Source organism: Sanguibacter sp. Leaf3 (genome assembly GCF_001425965.1).
Taxonomy (GTDB): domain Bacteria; phylum Actinomycetota; class Actinomycetes; order Actinomycetales; family Cellulomonadaceae; genus Sanguibacter; species Sanguibacter inulinus.
The window spans coordinates 1-21828 of record NZ_LMRH01000001.1; the positions used below are offsets into that span (position 1 = coordinate 1).

The 21828-nt window shown below is 70.7% G+C and carries 25 protein-coding genes and 1 rRNA gene; 13 read left to right on the forward strand and 13 right to left on the reverse strand.

All coding sequences use genetic code 11. The features are described 5' to 3' along the window. Nucleotides 1-76, forward strand: a 5S ribosomal RNA gene (rrf, locus tag ASG53_RS00005); the annotation flags it as partial. Nucleotides 77-323: 247 nt separating this feature from the next. Further along, the gene (locus ASG53_RS00010) at nucleotides 324-1145 is read left to right on the forward strand and encodes an alpha/beta fold hydrolase (RefSeq protein ID WP_056130349.1); all 822 of its coding nucleotides are present in this window, start codon (nucleotides 324-326) and stop codon (nucleotides 1143-1145) included. Nucleotides 1146-1317: 172 nt separating this feature from the next. Here ASG53_RS00010 and ASG53_RS00015 read toward each other — a convergent pair whose 3' ends face one another. Both ASG53_RS00015 and atpC read right to left on the reverse strand, forming a co-directional pair. Continuing rightward, entirely contained in the window at nucleotides 1318-1671 is a 354-nt protein-coding gene (locus ASG53_RS00015) for a TraR/DksA family transcriptional regulator (protein WP_056126908.1), read from the reverse strand. Between the two features lie 163 nt (nucleotides 1672-1834). Next, complete coding sequence (atpC, locus tag ASG53_RS00020; protein WP_056126910.1) at nucleotides 1835-2125, reverse strand: ATP synthase F1 subunit epsilon; 291 nt, start codon at nucleotides 2123-2125, stop codon at nucleotides 1835-1837. A 632-nt stretch (nucleotides 2126-2757) separates the two neighbouring features. On the opposite strand from atpC, the gene ASG53_RS19695 reads away from it, so the two are divergent. From ASG53_RS19695 to ASG53_RS00035, 3 genes are read left to right on the forward strand one after another with little or no spacing between them, the layout of a single operon-like run. Beyond that, entirely contained in the window at nucleotides 2758-3072 is a 315-nt protein-coding gene (locus tag ASG53_RS19695; protein WP_200945435.1) for an alpha/beta fold hydrolase, read from the forward strand. 55 nt (nucleotides 3073-3127) lie between these two features. Then, nucleotides 3128-4147: an NADP-dependent oxidoreductase gene (locus tag ASG53_RS00030; protein WP_056126913.1), complete on the forward strand. Its 1020-nt coding sequence runs from the start codon at nucleotides 3128-3130 to the stop codon at nucleotides 4145-4147. Beyond that, nucleotides 4144-5001: an alpha/beta fold hydrolase gene (locus tag ASG53_RS00035; protein ID WP_056126915.1), complete on the forward strand. Its 858-nt coding sequence runs from the start codon at nucleotides 4144-4146 to the stop codon at nucleotides 4999-5001. Before ASG53_RS00030 ends, ASG53_RS00035 begins: the two co-directional genes overlap by 4 nt. 243 nt (nucleotides 5002-5244) lie before the next feature. Here ASG53_RS00035 and ASG53_RS00040 read toward each other — a convergent pair whose 3' ends face one another. Then, on the reverse strand, nucleotides 5245-5979 hold the full coding sequence (locus tag ASG53_RS00040) for an SDR family oxidoreductase (RefSeq protein ID WP_056126917.1): 735 nt from the start codon (nucleotides 5977-5979) through the stop codon (nucleotides 5245-5247). A gap of 188 nt (nucleotides 5980-6167) precedes the next feature. On the opposite strand from ASG53_RS00040, the gene ASG53_RS00045 reads away from it, so the two are divergent. Then, nucleotides 6168-6767: a TetR/AcrR family transcriptional regulator gene (locus ASG53_RS00045; protein WP_056126920.1), complete on the forward strand. Its 600-nt coding sequence runs from the start codon at nucleotides 6168-6170 to the stop codon at nucleotides 6765-6767. Nucleotides 6768-6783: 16 nt separating this feature from the next. Here ASG53_RS00045 and ASG53_RS00050 read toward each other — a convergent pair whose 3' ends face one another. From ASG53_RS00050 to ASG53_RS00060, 3 genes are read right to left on the reverse strand one after another with little or no spacing between them, the layout of a single operon-like run. After that, complete coding sequence (locus ASG53_RS00050; RefSeq protein WP_056126923.1) at nucleotides 6784-7338, reverse strand: HEAT repeat domain-containing protein; 555 nt, start codon at nucleotides 7336-7338, stop codon at nucleotides 6784-6786. A gap of 44 nt (nucleotides 7339-7382) precedes the next feature. After that, nucleotides 7383-8342, reverse strand: coding sequence for a hypothetical protein (locus tag ASG53_RS00055; RefSeq protein WP_056126925.1), 960 nt, complete (start codon nucleotides 8340-8342; stop codon nucleotides 7383-7385). Then, on the reverse strand, nucleotides 8339-9025 hold the full coding sequence (locus ASG53_RS00060) for a DedA family protein (protein ID WP_056126927.1): 687 nt from the start codon (nucleotides 9023-9025) through the stop codon (nucleotides 8339-8341). The genes ASG53_RS00055 and ASG53_RS00060 overlap by 4 nt, the downstream gene beginning before the upstream one ends. 363 nt (nucleotides 9026-9388) lie before the next feature. Here ASG53_RS00060 and ASG53_RS00065 point away from each other — a divergent pair, with 363 nt between their 5' ends. Together ASG53_RS00065 and ASG53_RS00070 are read left to right on the forward strand one after the other, a co-directional pair. Beyond that, complete coding sequence (locus ASG53_RS00065; protein WP_162246118.1) at nucleotides 9389-10732, forward strand: sensor histidine kinase; 1344 nt, start codon at nucleotides 9389-9391, stop codon at nucleotides 10730-10732. Continuing rightward, the gene (locus tag ASG53_RS00070) at nucleotides 10729-11397 is read left to right on the forward strand and encodes a response regulator transcription factor (protein WP_056126930.1); all 669 of its coding nucleotides are present in this window, start codon (nucleotides 10729-10731) and stop codon (nucleotides 11395-11397) included. Before ASG53_RS00065 ends, ASG53_RS00070 begins: the two co-directional genes overlap by 4 nt. A 21-nt stretch (nucleotides 11398-11418) precedes the next feature. Here the strand turns inward: ASG53_RS00070 and ASG53_RS00075 are convergent, their stop codons facing one another. The 4 genes from ASG53_RS00075 to ASG53_RS00090 all read right to left on the reverse strand — a co-directional run bounded on the left by ASG53_RS00075 (nucleotide 11419) and on the right by ASG53_RS00090 (nucleotide 14202). Then, nucleotides 11419-11961: an AMP-binding protein gene (locus tag ASG53_RS00075; protein WP_056126932.1), complete on the reverse strand. Its 543-nt coding sequence runs from the start codon at nucleotides 11959-11961 to the stop codon at nucleotides 11419-11421. 260 nt (nucleotides 11962-12221) lie between these two features. Further along, nucleotides 12222-12698 (reverse strand): pyridoxamine 5'-phosphate oxidase family protein, encoded by a 477-nt coding sequence (locus ASG53_RS00080; RefSeq protein WP_056126934.1) that lies wholly within the window; start codon nucleotides 12696-12698, stop codon nucleotides 12222-12224. Between the two features lie 91 nt (nucleotides 12699-12789). Continuing rightward, nucleotides 12790-13632 carry an SMP-30/gluconolactonase/LRE family protein gene (locus tag ASG53_RS00085; RefSeq protein ID WP_056126936.1) on the reverse strand — a complete coding sequence of 281 codons (843 nt, stop codon included), beginning with the start codon at nucleotides 13630-13632 and terminating at the stop codon, nucleotides 12790-12792. An 81-nt stretch (nucleotides 13633-13713) separates the two neighbouring features. Then, nucleotides 13714-14202, reverse strand: a complete 489-nt coding sequence (locus ASG53_RS00090; RefSeq protein ID WP_156382611.1) for a hypothetical protein — start codon at nucleotides 14200-14202, stop codon at nucleotides 13714-13716. Between the two features lie 232 nt (nucleotides 14203-14434). Between ASG53_RS00090 and ASG53_RS00095 the strand changes: the two genes are divergently transcribed. The 5 genes from ASG53_RS00095 (at nucleotide 14435) to ASG53_RS00115 (ending at nucleotide 18875) form a co-directional block, all read left to right on the forward strand. After that, complete coding sequence (locus ASG53_RS00095; RefSeq protein ID WP_082543670.1) at nucleotides 14435-15316, forward strand: NAD-dependent epimerase/dehydratase family protein; 882 nt, start codon at nucleotides 14435-14437, stop codon at nucleotides 15314-15316. A gap of 92 nt (nucleotides 15317-15408) precedes the next feature. Continuing rightward, nucleotides 15409-16182 carry an amino acid ABC transporter ATP-binding protein gene (locus tag ASG53_RS00100; RefSeq protein ID WP_056126940.1) on the forward strand — a complete coding sequence of 258 codons (774 nt, stop codon included), beginning with the start codon at nucleotides 15409-15411 and terminating at the stop codon, nucleotides 16180-16182. 149 nt (nucleotides 16183-16331) lie between these two features. Next, nucleotides 16332-17204, forward strand: a complete 873-nt coding sequence (locus tag ASG53_RS00105) for a glutamate ABC transporter substrate-binding protein (protein ID WP_056126943.1) — start codon at nucleotides 16332-16334, stop codon at nucleotides 17202-17204. A 157-nt stretch (nucleotides 17205-17361) separates the two neighbouring features. Continuing rightward, nucleotides 17362-18012 (forward strand): amino acid ABC transporter permease, encoded by a 651-nt coding sequence (locus tag ASG53_RS00110; protein WP_056126945.1) that lies wholly within the window; start codon nucleotides 17362-17364, stop codon nucleotides 18010-18012. Then, entirely contained in the window at nucleotides 18009-18875 is an 867-nt protein-coding gene (locus ASG53_RS00115; RefSeq protein WP_056126947.1) for an amino acid ABC transporter permease, read from the forward strand. The genes ASG53_RS00110 and ASG53_RS00115 overlap by 4 nt, the downstream gene beginning before the upstream one ends. A 260-nt stretch (nucleotides 18876-19135) precedes the next feature. Here ASG53_RS00115 and pip read toward each other — a convergent pair whose 3' ends face one another. From pip to ASG53_RS00130, 3 genes are read right to left on the reverse strand one after another with little or no spacing between them, the layout of a single operon-like run. Then, nucleotides 19136-20074: a prolyl aminopeptidase gene (pip, locus tag ASG53_RS00120; RefSeq protein WP_056126949.1), complete on the reverse strand. Its 939-nt coding sequence runs from the start codon at nucleotides 20072-20074 to the stop codon at nucleotides 19136-19138. Then, nucleotides 20071-20565 carry a DUF4411 family protein gene (locus tag ASG53_RS00125; protein WP_082543671.1) on the reverse strand — a complete coding sequence of 165 codons (495 nt, stop codon included), beginning with the start codon at nucleotides 20563-20565 and terminating at the stop codon, nucleotides 20071-20073. Before ASG53_RS00125 ends, pip begins: the two co-directional genes overlap by 4 nt. Continuing rightward, nucleotides 20565-21725, reverse strand: a complete 1161-nt coding sequence (locus ASG53_RS00130; RefSeq protein ID WP_056126953.1) for an ImmA/IrrE family metallo-endopeptidase — start codon at nucleotides 21723-21725, stop codon at nucleotides 20565-20567. Before ASG53_RS00130 ends, ASG53_RS00125 begins: the two co-directional genes overlap by 1 nt. Nucleotides 21726-21828 lie beyond the last annotated feature (103 nt).

Here is a 21828-nt window from a genome sequence, read left to right on the forward strand (position 1 = left end):
GAACCCGGAAGCTAAGCCCCTCTGCGCCGATGGTACTGCACGGGAGACTGTGTGGGAGAGTAGGTCGCCGCCGGACAACCATTCAACAAGAGCCCACCCCTTTCGAGGGGTGGGCTCTTGTCGTACCCGGATATTTTTCGTCGCTCGTCGCTCGTCGCTCGTCGCTCGTCGCTCGTCGCTCGTCGCTCGTCGCTCGTCGCTCGCGACCTGGCCCCGGAGTCTGCGTCCGAGAGTGACGAAGAGAACGCCAGATAGGCCCCTGAGTGATGAAGGGAACGCCCTGGAGCGGCATGTCGGTGTGCGTGCGGGTCTACGGTCGTGGGATGACTCTGACCACGCTGACCGTCTTCGCACGTGACGGTTTTGAGCTTCGCGCGCAGCGGGGCGGCCCCAAGGGTGCCCCTACTCTTGTCCTCCTGCAGGGCCAGGCAAACTCCCACAGGTGGTGGACTGGTCTGCGTGAGCGCTTCGAGGACAGCCTGAGCACACTGACGATCGACTACCGCGGGACTGGCGGCAGCCGTGGGCCTGTCGAAGAGTGGACGACCGACACCTTTGCCGACGACGTCGCAGACGTCCTGGGATACCTCAACATCTCCAGCGCGGCTGTCTACGGGACGTCCATGGGCGGACGCATCGCGCAGAAGCTGGCGATCAGCAGGCCCGGCCTCGTGTCAGCGCTCATCCTCGCCTGCACGTCCCCCGGCGGAGAGCTGGCTGTCGAGCGCAGCACCGAGACCCGTCTCTCGATCGCCCGCGCGGAACCGGGCGAGGGGCGCCGGGTCCTCCACGACCTCTTCTACACACCGCAGTGGCCTGGGACCCCCGAGCGGAGCCACCTTCTCGGGGATCCCACGATGAGTCGCGCGGAGGCCCGAGCCCACCTCAGGGTGAGCGGACGTCACGACGCCTCGGCTGAGCTCGGTCAGATCACCGCACCGACGCTAGTGCTGCACGGCGACGACGACCTCATGACCCCCGTCGTGAATGCAGAGCGGCTCGCCGAACACATCCCCGGCGCTGACCTCACGACCTACCCCGGATACAGGCACGGATTCTTCGAGGAGCTGGCGGACCAGGTGACCGCCGAGGTCCGCAACCACCTCGTGGTCCACGGGGTCCTCCCGGAGCCCGCGCTCGTTTGACGGGACGGCGCTCGTCTGACGAGCCTGTGCCCACCTGACGGGACCGCGCTCATCCGACGAGCCTGCGGCGACCTGACTGGATCACGCTCGTCCGTGGGCGCCGCGTTCGTCCGTCGACGCCACGCTGGTCTGACGAGACCGCGGCCCTGAGGCCACTGTGGCGCAGCCTGTCTCAGGTCGATAGCTCTCGCGCACAGCTGATGCAGAGAGCAGCCGCCGGCCTCGCCTCGAGGCGCCCATCGGTGATGTCACGGCCGCACCGGGTGCACGTCCCATAGGTGCCCTGTCGTACCCGGGCGAGCGCGAGGTCGACCTCGTCGATCTGCGACAGGACCGACCGCCGCATGCCCGTGGCGTGCGACCACTGCGCTGACGTGGTCGCGCCTTCGGGGTCGTGCTCGTCGTCGTCCGTGCCGTCGGTCTTGGCCGAGCGGGCGGAGTCGAGGTCCGAGTCGACACGCTCGAGCTCGAGGACGAGCTCGGCTCGACGCGCCGTCAGGAGCTCCTTCGCTGTGGTGTGGTCCATCGCCCCCACCTTGCCGCGCCCTGAGGCGCGCCGCATCCCGCACCGCACCGCACCGAGCCGAGCCGAGGTGCACCTCGCCCCGCCCACCCGGCCGAGGTGCGCCCGTCCGGGACGCCGGTCTGCTCCTAGTCTCGGTCGCAGCTCGGGCGTCGCGAGGACTGCGTCAACGCTCGGCGGGCGTCTCGACCCCGTCGGCGATCACGGTGACCTCGTCCTGGTCGACGACCACGAACCCGCCGGTCACCGTGCAGCTCACGGAGTCGCCCGAGGGCGTGTGGATAGTCACGGTGCCATTCCTGAGCTCGGTCGCGAGCGGCTGCCGGCGAGGGAGGATGCCGAGGGACCCGGTCGCAGCCGGGACCGTCACCGCCGTCGCTGCGCCGGACCAGAGCTCGCCCTCAGGGGTGACGACGGTGACCTGCAGGAGGGACGTACCTGCGGCTTCGGTGCTCATGATCGAGCCTGCGGGGTCTGGGCGGCGGCCGTCGGTGGGTGCGCGGGTAGGGAGAGCGGTGCGTGCATGGTCGTTCCTCTCGTGGAGCGGTGCCCCCGCTCTGAGCCGTCGTCGGGCGCGGCTCCGGTCCGCTCCGCGCCCTGAAGGGTGCGGAGCGGCCTGGTGGTGGGGGTCGTCCCCACCATGCCAAGCCAGACCTGGGACCGCGTGAGCCCTTCGGCTCGGTCCCTGCACGTCAGCGGGTGTAGAGGGCCTCGCCAGTCCGCGGTCCGACCGTCACCCGGACCTGGGCCCGGATGTGTGCGAGCACGTCCTCGGTGCTCCGTCCCTCGGAGAGCGTCGCTGTCACGGAGATGTGGAGGATCGCGGAGACGACGTGAGTCGGAGTGGCGGCATCCCCGGTCGAGATCCCACGCCCTCCCTTGACAGATTTTCTGAGTGCGCTCAGTATTGAGTGAACTCGGATCAGTCGACGACCAGAAGAGCCCAGGAGGGCGACGTGGGAGAGCAGCGGACAGCACAGAGATGGGTAGACGTCCCGACGTCAACAGTCTCGGCAGCCGGTGCTGACGTCGTCTACCGTGAGCTCGGACCACGGACCGGCGTCCCCCTCGTCGCGCTGACGCACCTCGGTGCGAACCTCGACGACTGGGACCCGCGCATCGTGGACGGGCTCGCCGAGGAGCGGCACGTCGTCGCCGTCGGCTACCGCGGCGTCGGCGCGTCGACGGGGCGAGGTGCAGGGCAGCATCGAGGCGATGGCTGCCGACGTCGTCGCCGTCGTGGAGGCCCTCGGCTGCGAGCGCGTCGACCTCTTCGGGCAGTCGATGGGTGGGATGGTCGCCCAGGCCGTGGCCGTCCGGGCGCCCCCTCGACGGACGTGCACATCCTCCCCGACGCCGGCCACGGCGCCGTCGCGCAGCACGGACGGCAGGTGGTCGCCATGATGCTCGACTACCTCCGTCGCCCCTCCACCACGCACCACGACCAGGAGAAGACATCATGAGAGCGTTCGTCGTCACGTCGTACAAGGGCCCGCTGCACGAGGCGGACGTCCCCGAGCCCACCGTCGGGGACCAGGACGTCCTCGTCCAGGTCCGGGCGGCCGGGCTGAACCAGCTCGACGAGAAGATCCGGGAGGGTGAGTTCAAGCAGATCCTCCCGTACAAGTTCCCACTCATCCTGGGGCACGACGTCGCGGGGACCGTCGTCCGTGTCGGCTCCGAGGTCCGGGGCTTCGCGGTGGGCGACGAGGTCTACGCCCGCCCCGGCAAGGACCAGATCGGCACCTTTGCCGAGCGTGTCGCCGTCGCCGAGCAGGACCTCGCACTCGCGCCGACCTCGATCTCCGTCGAGGAGGCCGGGTCGCTGCCGCTCGTCGCGCTCACCGCCTGGCAGGCGCTCGTGGTCAAGGGCACGGTCCGGCCTGGTCAGAAGGTGCTGATCCACGCCGGCGCCGGTGGCGTCGGCTCGATCGCGATCCAGCTGGCCAAGCACCTCGGCGCGACGGTCGCGACCACGGCCAGCGCCTCGAACGCGGACTTCGTGCGGGAGCTCGGCGCCGACGTCGTCATCGACTACCGCTCGCAGGACTTCGAGGCCCAGCTGAGCGGATACGACCTGGTGCTCGACAGCCTCGGCGGCGAGAACCTCGAGAAGTCGCTGCGCGTCCTCCGGCCCGGTGGGAAGGCCATCGGCATCTCCGGTCCTCCCGACCCGGCCTTCGCGCGCGAGGCAGGGCTCAACCCCGTGCTGCGCCTGGCGATCACGGCCCTCAGCCGGAAGGTCCGCAAGCAGGCCAAGAAGCTCGGCGTCACCTACGAGTTCCTCTTCATGGGCCCGAGCGGCGAGCAGCTCCGCCAGATCGCCGCCCTCGTCGACTCAGGTGTCCTGCGCCCCGTGGTCGGCAAGGTCTCGACCTTCGACGAGACCCCGCAGGCGCTCGCCGCGCTGGCGAAGGGCGGCATCCGGGGCAAGGCTGTCGTCACGGTCCCGTCGCACCCCGCAGGAGACCACTCATGAGCTCTCACGACGAACCCGTCATCACCTCCTACGCGCAGGCCCCGGCCCGGACCGTCACCGCGGGCGGCGTCACCTACGCCTACCGCGAGCTCGGGCCGAAGGGCGGCATCCCCGTCGTGTTCTTCGTCCACCTCGCCGCGACGCTCGACAACTGGGACCCGCGCATCGTGGACCCGATCGCGCAGGGCCGCCACGTCATCACCTTCGACCAACGTGGGGTCGGGGCATCCACGGGGAGCGTCCCGAAGACCATCGAGGAGGCGGCGGACGACGCCTACACCTTCATCAAGGCCCTCGGTCACGAGACGATCGACATCTTCTCGTTCTCGATGGGCGGGATGATCGCGCAGGACCTCGTGGTCAAGCACCCCGAGCTCGTGCGCAGGCTCGTGCTCACCGGGACCGGTCCCCGGGGCGGCAAGGACATGGACAAGGTCGTGCGCACCACCTACTACGACGTCCTGCGCGCCACGCTGACCCGCTCCGATCCCAAGGAGTTCCTCTTCTTCAACAGGGACGCGACAGGCAAGCGTGCTGCGAGGGCCTTCGTGCAGCGGCTCGGCGAGCGCACGGTCGACCGGGACGCGAAGATCTCGACCAGGGCGTTCCAGACGCAGCTCAGCGCCATCAAGAAGTTCGGCCGATCGGCCCCGTCGGACCTGTCGGTCATCACCCAGCCGACGCTCATCGCCAACGGTGACAACGACCGCATGGTCCCCTCGGTGCTCTCCGAGGACCTGCACCGCCGGATCGCTGGCTCCGAGCTGATCATCTACCCGGGCTCCGGCCACGGCGGCATCTTCCAGCACCACGAAGAGTTCGCCCCCGTCGCGGTGAGGTTCCTCGCGCCCTGAGTGCGACGAGCGTGCACGAGGCCCGATCTGTCCTGCGGCAGACCGGGCCTCGTGCTGTGCTCTCGACCGGCCGCGCCTCGTGCTGCGCTCTCCTCGGCGAGCCGCGCGCAGCGCTCTTCCGGGGGTGCCCGATGCCGCCATGAGGGCGAGCAGCGTCGACACCTCCTGCCGGCGGCACCGTCTGGGCACGACGATGCCGCCGGCAGGAGATGTCGTCTCCGTGCCGACGGCATCCTCGAGCGGTCAGGCCTCGGCGTGCTCGGTGCCTGTGGTGGTCTTCGCCAGCTCCGGGTAGAGCGCCTCGAGCGGGGCGCTCAGGGCGGCCTTGAGCTGGACGGAGGTCTGGTCGGCGAGGACCTCGTACTCGTCGGCCTCGACGGCGTCGAGGACCTGGCGGACGAGGTCGGCCGGGTCGAGCTTGGGGTCGGTCGAGTGCGCGGCCATCGCGGTGTCGACGTAGCCGACGTGCACCCCGACGACGTGGACACCCTGCGGGGCGAGCTCGATCCGCAGCGAGTTGCTGGCCGACCACAGGGCAGCCTTGGTCGCGCTGTAGATCCCCGAGACCGCGTACCAGGCGAGAGCCGAGTGGATGTCGACGATCACGGAGGACCCGTTCGCGACGAGGACGGGCGCGAAGGCCCGGGCGAGGAAGAGCGGGCCGAGGAAGTTGGTCTCGACGTTCGACCGGATCTCCTCGTCGGTGTGGCTGAGGATCCCGGGGGAGGACACCGACGCGCCGGCGTTGTTGATCAGCACCGTGACGTCGGGTGCTGCCGCGACGGCTGCCGCGATGGATGCTCCGTCAGTCACGTCGAGGGTGAGTGGGACGACGCGCTCGTCGTCCCACTCGCGGGGGTTCCGGGCGCTCGCGTAGACCTTGCTGGCGCCGCGGGCGAGAGCGTCGTGGACGAAGTGCGTCCCGATGCCTCCGTTCGCTCCGGTGACGAGGACGACTGCTCCGTGGAGTGCAGGCATGGTGAGCTCTCTTTCGGGTGACCCCGGCGCTGGTCGGCGCTGCGGGGTGGGGGTGTCGGGAGGGGTGTGCGGCCGAGCGAGGATCTTCGAGGTGTCGTGGGAAGATGGCGATCGCTTCCGAGCAGAACCGGTAGCGACTATGCTCATAACTGAGCGCGATCATCATCTATTCCCGGAGGACGGCAGCCATGTCACCCGACCCTCAGCAGCCCGGTCGGCGCGAGCGCAACAAGCAGGAGAAGCTGCGGCGCATCACGGACGCCGCGAGCCGGCTCTTCGCCGAGCGCGGGGTCGACGAGGTCACCACGCAGGAGATTGCCGACGCCGCCGACATCGGCACCGGGACCCTGTTCCTCTACGCGAAGAACAAGGGCGAGCTGCTGCTCCTGGTCCAGAACTCGACCTACACCGACGCGCTGGTCCGCGGCACCGAGGCGGCCGCCGGGCTCGACGACCCCCTCGAGGCTGTCATGGCGATCGTCCGGCCTGTCGTGGAGTGCAACCGCAAGCAGGTCGACAACGGGCGCACCTACCTGCGCGAGATGGTCTTCGGCGACCCTGACGAGCCGCACCACCGGGAGGCGCTCGAGCTCAACGCCCGCACAGAGGCCGCGATCGCCGACGTGCTGGGCCGCGAGGGCAGGACGACGACAGACGACGCCCGTGCCCGGGCCGCCGTCGTCTCAGGGATCATGTTCTTGGCGATGGCCCCCACCATCACCGCGGACCGCTCCGTCGAGGAGATCCTCGACGGGGTCGCGCAGCACGTACGCCTGCTGCTGCCCTGAGGGGCGTGGCCTAGCCCTACTCGGAGGCTGCGGCCAGACGCGCGGCAAGGGTGTCGCGGGCCTGCTGGGCGACGGGGCGCACGGACTTGTCCGGGTCGCTGAAGCGTCGCGCGATGACGGCCTGGTGCTCCGCGGAGCCCTGGGCGGCGAGCGCACGCAGCGCTGCGGCGCGCACGCGTGCGTTCTGGTCGGTCGTCAGGCGGACCAGCTCAGGGACCGCCGGGAGGTCACGCAGCAGCACGACCCGCGCGCACATCTCGCGCACGCGCCACGCCTGGTCTCCCAGACCGGTGATGACGGCCGGGGCTGCCGAGTCGTCCCAGACGTGCAGGAGCGCGCGAGCGCCCCAGAGCGCAGGCCAGTACAGCGTGGGTGCACCGTCGAGGATGCCGAGCCCGTGGCGTCCTCCCGCGTAGAGCAGGAAGTCTTTGCCCGCGTTCTCCCCACGCAGGAGCGTCACGGCGTTGAGGGCGACGTTCTGCTCGCCGTAGTGCTCGACGGCGGCAGCGATGCGCTCGCCGGTCGGCAGGTCGAGGGGGATGGCAGGGTTCGGGCTGAATTTGTTGTCCATGGCACCGACCACTCTAGCGGGCGCCGGTCTGGGGCCGTCGGGGCTCAGCGCCCGAGCAGGTCGTCGAGCCCCGGGAGCCCGAAGCCCGAGCCCAGGTCCTTGATCTGCTCGCCGAAGCCCGAGACCGCCTCACCTGCACCGTTCGTCAGCTCGTCGACACCGCCCGCGACGTCGAACCCACCGAGCCCTTCGAGGCCGTTGGCGATCCCGTCGAGGTCGACCGCGCTGCCGAGGGCGTCGAAGTCGATGCCGGCCCCGACGGCCTGCTCGAGCAGCGGCCCGGCCACCGAGCTGAGGACCGCGCCCCCGGCCACGGCGGTGAGAAGCCCGCCGGCCGCGAGCCCGGCAGCCCCAGCCGCGGCACCACCGACCAGGGCGCCCTTGCCGAAGCCGCTCTGTGACCCACCCGACGACCCGCTCGCGGGACCGCTGCCGCGCCCACCGGCGCGGGCCAGCAGGCCCTTGAGCGTCCCGGGCTGGCGGGCCTCGGTGCGTGCGGCAGCCCGGGCGAGGTCGTCGGTCCCGGCAGACCGCGGCTGCTCGCCGGCCGGGAGCTCGGCCTGCATCCGCGCCTCGATCTGCGACCGCTGCGCAGGTGTCAGACGTTCGAAGGCCTCGCGGTGCACCTGCTCGACCTGGTGCGGGTCGGCCGTCTGGAGCAGGTAGTCGTACCTCGCGACGGCGGCCTTGTCGGCGTCGCTGACGTGGGTCGTGGCCCGCCCTGCGCCTGCGGGCGTCGACGGGCGCCCCGGGCTGGAGGCCGTGCGACGCTGACCAGCGGGAGCACCTGCAGCCGGCCGGGACCCAGGCTCGGAGCCTGTGCGCGGCTGGCCGTCGCGCCCGGACGACGAGTCGCCGGTCAGTGCGTCGGCCGCGGTCCGGACGAGGTCCTGCCAGCCGGCCTTACCTGCGCCAGGAGCCGCGCCGGACCCGCGCGAGGCGGACCCCTGCTGGGCGGCGAGGCCCTTCTGGGCCAGACGGGTCAGCTTGGAGAACATGCTCATGACGGTCCTTCCGGAGAGGTGGAGACCGACGGCTGCGCCGTCGACCGGGCGCTGCGGGCCTCGCGGACCCGCCGCCAGACGAGGACGCCGACGGCTAGCGCCAGCGCTGCGTAGACGACGAGGTCTACGTACCCGAGGTACTTCTCGAGGCGTTCGTGCTCGGAGCCGAGAGCGGCGCCGACGCCGATGAGCATCCCGTTCCACAGCCCGCTGCCGAGCATGGTGAGGATGCTGAAGGTCACGAGGTTCATGTGGGCGGCGCCCGCGGGGATGGAGATGACCGACCTGACGCCCGGGATCATGCGCCCGAAGAACACCGACGGTCGGCCGTGGCGCTCGAACCATGTGACACCGCGGTCGAGGTCGTCGCGGGTGATGAGGCGGGTCGCGGCCACGAGCCGCACGGCGCGCTCCATGCCGAGGGCGCGGCCGACGCCGTAGTAGACGAGCCCTCCGAGCCACGCACCGATCGTGCTGTAGACGATGAGCCCGACGAGGCTCAACGACCCCGACTGCGTGAGGTACCCGGCGAAGGGGAGGATCGCCTCGCTCGGGATCGGTGGGACGACCACCTCGACGAGCACGAGGAGACCGATGCCGATGTCCCCGACGGACAGCAAGAGGTCTGCGGCCCACCCTGTGAGGCCTGTGAAGCCGTGGTCTGACGCTGCGGCGGTGATCATCGATGGTTCTCCTGCAGATCGGCCCGTGCCGCCGGTGAGGGGGCAGGGGGTCGAGGTGGGGGAGCGCGTCCAGGGACGGTCTCGGGCGGTCGGGCGACCCGTACCTGCACCATGATGACGGGACTTGCTGAACCTCGCCTGAAGATGCGGGCCGCGGGCCGCGGGCCGCGGGCTGCGGGCTGGAGGGTCGAGCTCTTGAGGTGGGAGGGCGGCGACGCCCCGGAGCTGCCTGCTGGCAGCCTGTGTACCGCGCCTGCTGTACACAGACCACCACCCACGGACGATGACGGCCCGGGGCCCACCTGGCACAGTGGAGCCCGACCGGACAGACGACCGCCAGCCCACGACCCGAGAGGTGCCCGCATGCCTCAGCCCGGATCGCCGGTCCGTCGGAGCCGCCCGACTGCGTCGACCTGGTGCGTGACGGCCGCGGCGCTCGCGGCGATGCTCACCACGGCGATCGTCCGGACCGGCAGTCCCACCATGCCTGGCTCAGCGCTCGTGGTGCTCGTCCTGCTGTCGACGGCTGTGCTGTCCCTCCGGACGCTGCGTCCGGTGCTCGTGCTGGGCTGCGTCGTGGCGATCGAGGTCTGCATCCTCGTGTTCCTCGCAGTACCTGACGGGATCGCCGAACGCACCGAGGGGATGGGGGCCTTCCAGCCGGTCCCTCTCGGGACGATGCTCGCCGCGTACACCGTCGCCGCCAGGTCGCCGCGCCGCCTGGGGTGGGGCGCCGGTGTCGCAGCAGGCGGCGTCCTCATGGTCGCCGGCCTGCTCGCCCACGGGAGCGTCACCGCGCTGACGGACCTCGTCGTCTTCTACCTCGTCGTGACCGCGGCGGCACTCGGCGCGTGGCGGGCCGGTCGTCGTGATGCGCGGGAGCGTGAGCTGCGGCGTCGCGAGCGCGAGACCGGGGAGGCCGTCATGGAAGAGCGCCTCCGGATCGCCCGCGAGCTGCACGACGTGCTCGCCCACAACCTCACGCTCGTCAACGCGCAGGCGGGTGTCGCCGAGTACCTCCTCGAGACCCAGCCGCAGGCGGCGGCCCACGCCCTGCGCGACATCACCCGGCACACGAGCCGCGCGATCGACGAGCTCCGCGCGACGATCGGTCTGCTCCGGTACGACGCTGCGAGCCCCGCACGGGACCCTGACGACGCGACGGGACCCGGTGGTCCGATGCGTCCGGTCCCCGGGATCGACGCCCTCGACGAGCTCGTCGAGTCCCACAGGTCGACGGGCACACCAGTCACCGTCCAGGAGTCCGGGCGCCGCGGGACGCTCGGGCAGCACGCCGACCTGGCGGCCTACAGGATCGTCCAGGAAGCCCTGACCAACGCGGCGAAGCACGCACCCGGCATGCCCGTCGAGGTGTCCCTCGCGTGGAGCGAGGCAGGTGTGCGGTTGCGCGTGGTCAACGCAGCGCTCGCGGCCGGCGAGCGGCGGACCGCCGCCCCGGGGACCGGGCACGGGCTCATCGGCATGCGCGAGCGGGCCCTCGCGGCTGGGGGCGGTCTGCGGGTCGGGGAGATCGCGGACGACAGGTTCGAGGTCGTCGCCACCCTCCCGGCGGGGAGGTCGGAGGACGCGACCGACCACACGACCGCCAGCGAGGACCCCGGGAGCGTCGCACCGTCCTCAGGGACCGACGTCACCGGCACGACCTCTGTCACGCCCGAGCCTGCCGACGAAGGAGACCGTCCATGACCATCCGGGTGCTGCTCGCCGACGACCAGGCGCTCCTGCGCGGGACCTTCCGGCTGCTGCTCGACTCCGTGCCGGGCATCGAGGTGGTCGGCGAGGCCTCCGACGGGGCCGAGGCCGTCGTGCTCGCCCGCTCGGCCCAGGCCGACGTGGTCGTCATGGACATCCGCATGCCCGGGACCGACGGCATCGAGGCGACCCGGCGCATCTGCGCCGACGACGCCCTCGCCGGGGTCAAGGTGCTCATCCTCACGACCTTCGAGACCGACGAGCTCGTCGTCTCCGCCCTGCGCGCCGGGGCCAGCGGGTTCCTCGGCAAGGGGGTCGAGCCGGCAGCGCTGATCGACGCGATCCGGACTGTCGCCGAGGGGGAGCAGCTGCTCTCCCCGGCGGCGACGCGAGCGCTCATCGAGCGCGTCGTGCAGGAGCCCGACCCTGAACCCGCCGTGACGGTCCACGGCATGGCAGACCTGACCGAGCGCGAGCGTCAGATCACGTCCCTCGTGGCGGGCGGGCTGTCGAACGCGGAGATCGGGCAGCACCTGTTCATCAGCCCCGCGACGGTCAAGACCCACGTCAACCGGGCCATGATGAAGACGTCCGCCCGTGACCGTGCTCAGCTGGTGGTCTTCGCCTTCGACGCCGGTCTGCCGCGCCTGCGACTCTGAACCAGGGCCCGGGCGGCTCGCTCAGACCGAGGCGAGGGTGACCAGCTCGGACTGGCTGTACGACGTGGAGCTCGGCTGACCGTCCGCGTCCTGCCCGACCACCACGGCGGCCTCGGCAGGGACGTCCCGCGGGGTCGAGCCGTCCGTGAGCCGGCCACGGGAGAGCTCGCGCTCGTCCCAGCCGGAGTGCAGGACCGCCCGGGCGACGACGGTCAGCGGCTCGGCGGCCACCCGGACGCGGACCGACGAGATCGACCGAGAGGCACGCAGACCGGGCGAGGTCGAGACGAGCGCCGTGGGCTCCGCGCGGGAGAAGGCGTCGATCCGCTGCCCGGTCGTGAGGGAGGGGTCGGAGACGACGACGGTCATGCCCGACTGCCAGCAGGCGTAGGTGAGGGCCGTGAGCGCTGGGCCGGCCGGCATGTCGATCGCGACGCGGTCACCCGGGCGCACGCCGGAACGGTCGAGGTACGAGGCGAGGAGCCGCGCCCTGTGGACCAGCAACGTCCAGCTGACGGGCAGAGGCACGCGACGCTGGTCGCGTCGTGCGGGGTGTGCGGTCACGGGGGGCTCCTCAGAGCTGGGCGGGCTGTCTGTCCTGGTTCCCAGCCTGCCGTCCGCGCCGTCGTGTGTCGTCAGCCGGACGGACGGTCTTGGGGTGGACCGACTAGTCCCTCCGGTGTAGGCGCCGGTCGACCCGACCAGTCTCCTGGCCGGGCACCTCGGTGTGCTCTACCCGTCGTGACGACACGTCCCGCCCCACGCAGACGGCGCCCACCCCCGGGGCGGGGGCGGACGCCGTCAGCGAAGGGGGAGGCTGGGCGTCAGAGGTCGACCTTGCCCGTGTCGCCCTCGATCGGCTCGCCGGTCACCTTCGCCTTGACGAAGGCGATCGCCGTCGCGACGCGGCTGCCCGGGGTGTCCCAGTACTCGCCGCCGTCGGCCGAGAACTTCAGGACGGTGACCGACGGGTCGTCCTTGCCGTCCGGGAACCACGCCTCGACCACCGGGCTCCAGTACCTGTCGACGCGCTCCTGCGAGTCGACCACCTGGGCGGTCCCGGTGAGGGACACCCAGCTGTCGTTCGAGCTGAGCGCGACACCGGCGCGCGGGTCTGCGGCGAGCTGCTGGACGGCCGACGACTGCTTGGACACGAGGAACCAGAGGTCGCCGCCGTCCTCGACCTCCTGGATCGTGAAGGGCCGGGCGACGGGCTTGCCGCCGTCGATCGTCGTGAACATGCCGAAGCGGAAGTCTTCGAGCAGCGAGGTGATCTTCTGGGCGTCTGGGGTCTCGGTCATGGGGTCTCCTCGTCGAGAGCGGGCCGCCGGGCGGCGTGTCCTGCCGACGCTACGACCGGACGGGGCCGTCGGCATCTGGGGCGTGCGCGGCTCACCCCCGGTACGGCAGGACGGGCTTGCCCGGGACGTCGACGCGGGTGTGGAACACGGCACCCGCCTCGGGCTCCGGGTCGTCGAGGTTCTCCTTCGACGTGGTGATGTAGAGGTCGCAGAGGTCCTCCCCGCCGAGGGTCAGGGCGGTCACGAGGCGCACGGGGACCTCGATCTCCTCGAGGACCTCACCACGCGGCGAGTAGCAGCGGACGCGTCCGGCGCCGTTGAGCGCGACCCAGACGTTCCCGACCGAGTCGACGGTCAGGCCGTCGGGGTGGGTCCCGTCGGAGCTGACGAAGACCCGGCGGTTCGTGAGCTCGCCGTCGACGACGTCGAAGACGTCGGTCGTGCCTGTCGCGGTGTCGTTGTAGTACGCGAGGTCGCCCTCGGGGGAGAAGTCGAGCCCGTTCGAGACCGTCACCTGTGCGAGCGTCACCGACACGTCGCCCTCTGGCGTGATCTTGTACAGACCCGCGCCGCCAGGCTTCTGGTCGTAGGCCATGCCACCGGCGTAGAGGTTGCCGTGCGGGTCGCAGCCGCCCTCGTTCATGCGGACGTTCGGGTCGTCCCAGAGTGGCTCGAGGGGCGTCGGGACGTCGTCCGGGCCGTCGGCGAGGGCGATGCCGCGCTCGACAGCGACGACGTACCCGCCGTTCGAGCGCGGACGGACGAAGGCCGCGACGTCGCCGACGTGGAGGCGGTCGACCGACCCGTCCGACCGGAGGGTCAGCAGGTCCCCGGCGAGCATGTCGACCCACCGCAGCCCTCCCCACGACGGAGACCAGACCGGGCCCTCCCCGTGGTAGGTGATCGGGTCGGTGATCTGCTCTGCACGGCGCACGTGGGGTCCTTCCGTCGGGGACGAGGTGGGGGTCTCATCGTGGCACCGTGACGTCGCGGGCGCTCATCGACCGACCCGACCTCACAGACCGTGGAAGGCTGCCGCGATGGCGCCCTCACGGCCCGGCTGGACCGCGAACCAGCAGAGCGCCATGGCGAGCATGTCGGTCTCGTCGCGGGTGGCGTCGGTGCGGACCGTGAACCTCCGGCTCGTCCGGCGGTGCAGCAGAGCCACCCGGACCCCGTCGCAGCGGACCTCGGTGTTCCAACCCCAGGTGTGGTGGAACTGGTAGCGGCGCCCGTGCAGGTCCAGGTGGCCGTCGTGGTCGCGACGTCGGGTGGCTCTCGTGGCTCCGTTGTGCAGCGCGACGTCCCCGTCGGGCAGACGGACTGTGTGCGTCCCACCGCGGGGCAGGGCAGCGGCAGGTGAGCTGCTCGCTGTGCCCTGGTAGGTGGCGCGGGGCTGACCCGCGGGGTCGCGCAGAGTCACCACCCCGGCGACGTCGACGCTCGCGGACCAACCGAAGGGGGAGGTCAGCTCGATGGCTCGTGGTGCGGCTGGGGACATCACCCGGCGACCCTACGTGATGGGTGCTGGTGGTCGTCGAGGTCTCAGGTCGTCTGACGCGTCGTCTCGAGCGCCGTCGCGCTGGCCCGAGTCCGGGCGTCTGGGCGGACTGGGTGGGGCGGGCCTCAGCCTCGCAGAGCCTGTCCACAGGCACCGGGTGCACAGAGCCGCGGGCCGGGAAAGACTGGTCGGCACAGCCAGACGCACCTCGATCCCGACCCGTGGAGGACCCACCATGGCCGACCAGGACCGCACCGAGCAGCCCGACGCGACCGGCAGCACCGGCAGCACCGGCAGCCCTGTCAGCACCGAGGGCGCCGACCGCCCCGTCGTCCTCTCGGGCGCCTCCGGGCTCATCGGGACCTATCTGCGCCAGACCGACGGTGGCCTGCCCGCCCGCGGCTGGTCGCTGCGCCTGGTCGGCCACTCGCCCGTCGAGCCGCTCGACGGCGAGCCCGACCTCCCGTCCTTCGTGGCCGACGTCGGCGAGGAAGACTCTCGCGACGCCCTCGACGAGGCCTTCGCGGGAGCAGACGCCGTGGTGCACATGGCCGGCATCCCTGGCGAGGACTCGTGGACCTCGATCCGCCGGACCAACATCGACGGCACCTATCGCGTGCTCGAGGCGGCCCGCCGTGCGGGGGTCCGGCGCGTGGTGCTCGCCAGCTCGAACCACGCCGTCGGGTTCTTGCCGACGGGCGAGACCGCGCGGACCGACGTCTCACCCAGGCCCGACACGTACTACGGGGTCTCGAAGGCCGCGATGGAGGCCCTCGGCAGCCTGTACGCGGACAAGTACGGGGTCGAGGTCGTGTCGTTGCGCATCGGCATGTGCAACGACAAGCCCGCGAGCACCTTCGACCTCGGCATCTGGTTGAGCCCGGCGGACACGGTCCGGCTCGTCGACGCCGCGCTGCGCGGACCTGTCGACGGTCCGGTGATCGCGTACGGGGTCTCGGCCAACACCCGGGGCTGGTGGGACCTGTCGAGCGCGCGGGCCCTCGGCTACGACCCGCAGGACGACGCCGAGGTCTACGCCGACGAGGTCGAGCCCTACGACGGCCCTGAAGGGGTCCTCGGGCACGGCTTCGTCGCGCTCGACCCGCACGACGACTGAGGTGGCTGACAGGGGCTGGTCGTGACGGACTCGTTGCGAAAGCGTTAACGATCTCGGTGGCGGGCGAAACAAACGTCACCTACCGTCGTGGGATGGATCACACAACTCAGCAGGCGGAGGGCGGGTCGGCGACGGCGCTGGTCAGGCTCGCCGGCGTCAACAAGCACTTCGGCGACCTCCACGTGCTCCAGGACATCGACCTCTCCGTCGCGCGCGGCGAGGTGGTCGTGGTCATCGGTCCCTCGGGCTCTGGCAAGTCCACGCTCTGCCGGGCGATCAACCGCCTCGAGACGATCGACGACGGTGTCATCGAGCTCGACGGCCACAGGCTCCCCGAGGAGGGCAAGGCTCTCGCGCAGCTGCGCGCCGACGTCGGGATGGTCTTCCAGTCCTTCAACCTCTTCGCGCACAAGACGATCCTCGAGAACGTCACCCTCGGCCCGATCAAGGTCCGCGGGATGAAGAGCAGCGAGGCCAAAGAGCTCGCCATGGGTCTGCTGGAGCGGGTGGGCGTCGAGTCCCAGGCGCACAAGATGCCGGCCCAGCTCTCGGGCGGGCAGCAGCAGCGCGTGGCCATCGCACGCGCGCTCGCCATGCAGCCCAAGGTGATGCTCTTCGACGAGCCCACCTCAGCCCTCGACCCCGAGATGATCAACGAGGTCCTCGACGTCATGGTCGGCCTCGCCAAGGACGGCATGACGATGATCGTCGTCACCCACGAGATGGGCTTCGCCCGCAAGGCCGCGGACAGGGTCGTCTTCATGGCTGACGGGCAGATCGTCGAAGAGGCCGAGCCCGAGGTGTTCTTCACCAACCCTCGCTCTGAGCGTGCCCAGGAGTTCCTGTCGAAGATCCTCACCCACTGACGAGCACGACCTAGCACCAAGCACCGACCCTGCACTGACGACAGCCGTACCGACCACCCCGTCCCGGGTACCCCTGGGACGGGCGGCCGTACGGTCCGGACGCACCGCAGTCCCGGACCGACGTCGCGACCCGCCACGAAGGAGAACCCATGCGCAACCGTCCGACCGCGTTCCTCGCGATCGCCGCTGCCTCTGCCCTGCTGCTCTCAGCCTGCGGCGGAGACGACAGCTCAGAAGACCCGCCCGTCGCCGAGGTCGACGCCGCGGAGTTCCCCGAGGGCAGCACGATGGCCCGCCTCGCCGAGGCCGGCACCATGACCGTCGGGACCAAGTTCGACCAGCCGCTCTTCGGCCTCGTCGGCCCCGACGGGACACCCGTGGGCTTCGACGTCGAGATCGCGAAGATCATCGCCGGCGAGCTCGGCATCGCCCCGGACAAGATCGAGTGGACCGAGACCGTGTCGGCCAACCGCGAGACCTTCATCGAAGAAGACCGCGTCGACATCGTCGTGGCGACCTACACGATCAACGACGACCGCAAGCAGGTCATCGACTTCGCAGGGCCGTACTACCTCGCCGGTCAGTCGCTCATGGTCCGCGCGGACGACGACTCGATCAAGAGCGAGGCCGACCTGTCCGGCAAGATCGTCTGCTCGGCCGAGGGCTCGACCCCTGCCAAGAACATCGAGGAGAACTTCCCCGACGCCGAGCTGCGGACCTTCTCGCAGTACACCGACTGCCTCGACCCGCTCCGCAACGGCCAGGTCGACGTGCTGACGACCGACAACGTGATCCTCGCGGGCTACGTCGCGGAGAGCCCGGACGACTTCAAGCTCGCCGGTGAGCAGTTCACCGAGGAGCCCTACGGGATCGGCCTGAAGAAGGACGACACCGACTTCCGCAACTTCATCAACGACACCCTCGAGGCCGCCTACGAAGACGGCCGCTGGGACGCTGCGTGGGAGGCGACCGCCGGAGAGGTACTCGACACCCCGACGCCCCCGGCCGTCGACCGGTACTGAGCACCACCGGTCGGACCGGAGTCTGACCGTCGACCCTCGGCCCGGGCCGGTCGCCTGACACCTCAGGCGGCCGGCCCGGCTCGCGGGACCACCGCACCACCCGACTGCGGGCGCTGGGCCGACGGCCCACGACCCGCGTGAACCAAGGAGGACGACCGTGCAAGCACTGGTCGACGAGCTGCCGAGGATCTGGCAGGGCTTCCAGCTCACCCTGTTCCTCGCCGTCGTGTCGGGAGCCCTCTCCCTCGTCTTCGGGACGATCCTGGCCGCGTTCCGGGTCGCACCGCTGCGCTCGCTGCGCACCTTCGCGGGGGCCTACGTCGAGATCGCGCGGAACACCCCGCTGACTCTCGTGTTCATCTTCTTCGTGTTCGTGCTGCCGAGCCTCGGGTTCATCCTGCCGCTCGGCCGGGTGCCGGCGATCATCGCGCTCACCGCCTACACCTCGGCCTTCGTGTGCGAGGCCGTGCGCTCGGGCATCAACTCGGTCGCCGTCGGGCAGGCCGAGGCCGCTCGCGCGATCGGCCTCGGGACGGTCCAGACGCTCCGCCTCGTGGTCCTGCCGCAGGCGCTGCGCACCGTGGTGCCGCCGCTCATCAACGTGCTCATAGCGCTGACCAAGAACACCTCGGTGGCCGCGGGCTTCGCCGTGGTCGAGCTGACCTCGACGAGCCGTGCGCTCGCCCGCGACAACCCCGCCGACGTGGTCATGCTGCTCACGGGGATCGCGGTCTGCTACCTCATCATCACGATCCCTGCTGGGATCGCGGCCAACGCCATCGAGCGAAAGGTGGTGTTCAGCCGATGAGCGGCAACGTCCTCTACGACGCACCCGGACCCAAGACCCGTCGCCTCGAGCGGATCGGCTCGATCGTCTTCGCGGTGATCCTGCTCGGTCTGCTCGCCTGGATGGTCAAGGGCATGGCCGACCGCGGCATCTTCGACGACCGCTGGGCCGTCCTCACCGACCCGCCGAAGGGCCAGGACGCCGAAGACGTCTGGAAGTCGCTCGTCGTCACAGGTCTCGGTGCGACGCTCAAGGCGGCCGTCGTCGCGGCCCCGCTCGCGCTGGTCCTCGCTTTCGTCCTGGCGATCTTGCGGACCTCCGGGATCCGGGTGGTGCGCGGCGTGGCGATCTCCGTCATCGAGGTCCTGCGCGGACTGCCCGTGCTCCTCATGATGCTGTTCGCGCTGCTGGCCTTCGGTCTATCGTCCTTCCAGGCCGTGGTCATCGGCCTCACGCTCTACAACGCGGCCATCGTCGCCGAGATCCTCCGCGCCGGCCTCGCCGCGCTGCCCAAGGGCCAGGCCGAGGCGGGGACGGCCATCGGGCTCACCCGTGGGCAGACCCTGCGGCTCGTCCAGCTGCCGCAGGTGGTCCGGCTCATGCTGCCGAGCCTCATCAGCCAGTTCGTGGTGCTGCTCAAGGACAGCTCGCTCGGCTTCATCGTCGGGTACCCCGAGCTGCTCAACGCGATGAAGACGAACTACAACTTCTTCGGGAGCGACTCACGCCTGCCGCTGTTCCTCGTGGTGGCGGTCGTCTACCTCACGGTGAACATCACGCTGTCCCGGCTGGCCGTGTACATCGAGAAGCGGTTGTCCTCGCGCGGGCAGAAGCCTGTCGCGACAGGTCTGGCCACGCCGAACCTGGGCAAGACCAAGGTCTGACCGAGCAGCGGGTGCCGCACCGGGTGCGACGTGCCCGCAGCGGGTGTCGCACCCGGTGCGATGTCCTCGCAGCGGGTGTCGCACCCGGTGCGGCGTCCTCGAAGCGGTCTGCGCATGCGGGTGCCCCGCCTGCGGTCGGCCACCACGGCCGGGTTCGTCACGACGGTGACGGGCCCGGCCTCGTGGTGTCGTGGGTCGCCGGCGCGGCGTCCGTGGGGCTGACTGCCGAGGCTCCTCCCGCCTCGTGGGCCGCAGCGTCCTCAGGCTCGCGCCGCGCTGAGCCTCGCGACGGCGCGCGTGATCTCGTCGCCCATCGACGCCCCGCCGTGCCCGTCGGACCTCACGACCACGAGCTCGCTCCCGGGCCAGGCCTTGTGCAGGTCGTAGGCGGTCGCGAGCGGCGAGCTGACGTCGAGGGCACCGTGGATCAGCGTGCCGGGCAGGTGCGCGATGCGGTCCATGGCCCCGAGGATGCCTGCTGGCCCTGCGAAGCCCGATGCCGACCAGTAGTGGACCACCAGCGTCGCGAAGAGCAGCCTGAAGTCGGCGTCCTCGTAGCGCGGCGACGTGCCTCCGCCGCTCGCGAGCGACACGTGGACGTCTTCCCAGGTGCACCACGCTCGTGCCGCCGCCGCACGGACCGCAGGGTCGGGGTCGGCGAGGCTCTCGCTGTACGCGTCGACGACCCGCTGGCCGTCGCGCTTGCCGGAGGCTGCGGCGAAGTCCTCCCACTCGGCCGGGAACACCGCGCGCATCGACTCGGTGATCCATCCGACCTCGGCGGCCGTGGTCGTCGTGACGGCCGCGAGAACGAGCCCTGTCACCCGGTCCGGGTGGGCCTGCGCGTACGCGAGCCCGAGGGTCGTGCCCCACGAGACGCCGACGACCATCCACGCCTCGATGCCCAGGTGCTCGCGGAGGGCCTCGATGTCGGCGATCAGGTGCGCCGTGGTGTTCAGCGCGAGGTCGGCCTCGGGGTCGGTCGCGAGCGGGCGGCTGCGGCCGCACCCGCGCTGGTCGAGGGCCACGACCCTGTGGGTGCTCGCGTCGAAGTGCTGCCGGTGCCCGGCCGTGAAGCCCGAGCCGGGGCCACCGTGCAAGAACAGCGCGGGGATCCCGTCGGTCGCGCCCCACGACTCCCAGTAGACGGACTGCCCGTCGTCGGTCTCGAGGGTGCCGGAGGTCAGGTTCTCGCTCATGCCGCAGGCCTCACCAGTCGTGCTCCCTCGGTCCGGAGCACCTGCCAGGGCGTGCAGCACGGCACACCGACCGCAGCGCAGGCCTCGGGGATCTTGATCCGTCTCCTCGAGTCCGGCGACGGGGTCTCGTGCGTCACGACCGTGTACCCGAGGTCGCAGGCCTGGGCGACCAGCGTGTAGTCGGCGGACGCGAGGAACTCTCGTTCGGCGCTCGCGGTGTACCGGTCGTGCCGGTTGGCCCAGCGGGCCAGCTCTGTCAGTGGGCCGGCGACAGTCGACCGAGGACTCAGGTAGAGGTCGCGGCCTGCGGACCTGGACCACTCGGACAGCTCGTCACCGCGACCTTCCACCTCGTCTCGGACGGCTGTCACGCTGAAGACCCGCCCAGCGTGCCTGGCCTCCACGAGCCACTCCCAGAATCCGGGCGCGAAGTCGAGGCCGTAGTAGCGGTCCTTCGCCTCGATGAGGATGTTCGAGTCGACGATGTACATCAGTGCGCCTCGAGATGGGCGGCAAAGCCGTCGAAGGCTCTGGTCGTCCGCGTGCTGAGCAACCTGTAGGCGTCTCGGTACAGGGTCCCGCCCTCACGTGCGTCGGCGATGACTGCGCGTGCGAACCGGCGACCGACCCTGTAGGGCCAGACGTAGTACGGGTTGCCGCCCGAGCTCTTGTCCTCGTCCAGACGCCGGACCGCGATCGCCCGGAGCCGGGCCTCCTCGGCGAGATAGATCCCGCGGAACCTGTCCCACGTGAGCCGGCCCTCGTCGTAGAGCCGTCGCAGGACCACGAGAGTCGAGACGTGGAAGCGACGTCCCAGCGCCTCGAGCGTCGGCTCCGGGTTCGAGAGGTCGACCCGTGCCGGGATCATGGCTGCCGGGACGAGCACGCGACCGGCGACGGCGTTGCACCAGCGCTCGACCTCGGCGAGATCGTGGTCGTGGTCCGGTGAGCCTGCTGACGAGGACACTCCTGGAATCCCGAGGGCCACGTGCGCCACCTCGTGGAAGAGCGTGAAGGCCTGGGCGTTCTTGGTGTCAGAGCCGTTGACGAAGACCAGCGGCGCGAGGGAGTCCACGAGGGTGAAGCCCTGGAACTCGTCAGAGTCGAGCCTGCGGTGCGTGTTGTTCCCGACCAGGCTGTTGACCATGACCATGATCCCGCTGGACTCGACGGCCTCGACCATGTGCCGCATGGCGTCCTGCTGCGTGGCGGACGGCGCTCCGGCCGCGTAGCCGACGGCGTCGCTGATCGCTCCTGCCGCGGTCTCCGGGGCGGTGCTGGTGGTCACCGACCCGACAAGAGGCGAAGGATCTGCACCGAGTCGGGCGAGATAGGCGGAGAACCAGTCCTGACGCTCGGAGCACATCGCGATCGTGTCGAGCAGCGCGCTGCTGGGTGCTGAACCCCGGACCTCTCTGCGACGGAAGTCGGTCACGGGGAGATGTTCTTCGGGGACGTGGTCCAGGAAGAAGTAGCCCAGCGGGACGTGGGTGGTGGAGGCGAAGTCCTGGAGCTGGCCGAAGGTGGGGTCGAGAAGTCCTTCGATCCAGTCCTCGAGCTTCGCGAACCTGTCGAGGTGGATGTCGGCAGCCGATGCTGCATCCGCCGCCCAGGCGACGACCTCAGGGTTCACAGCCACACGTTCGACCATCTGGCACCCCTCCTGAGCGAGTCTCGAGGTTCGATCGTAGCGGCGCGCCGAAGATGAGAGGCGTTGTCCACAGCCCCTGCCTGGACTGCTGACCTGGTGTCAC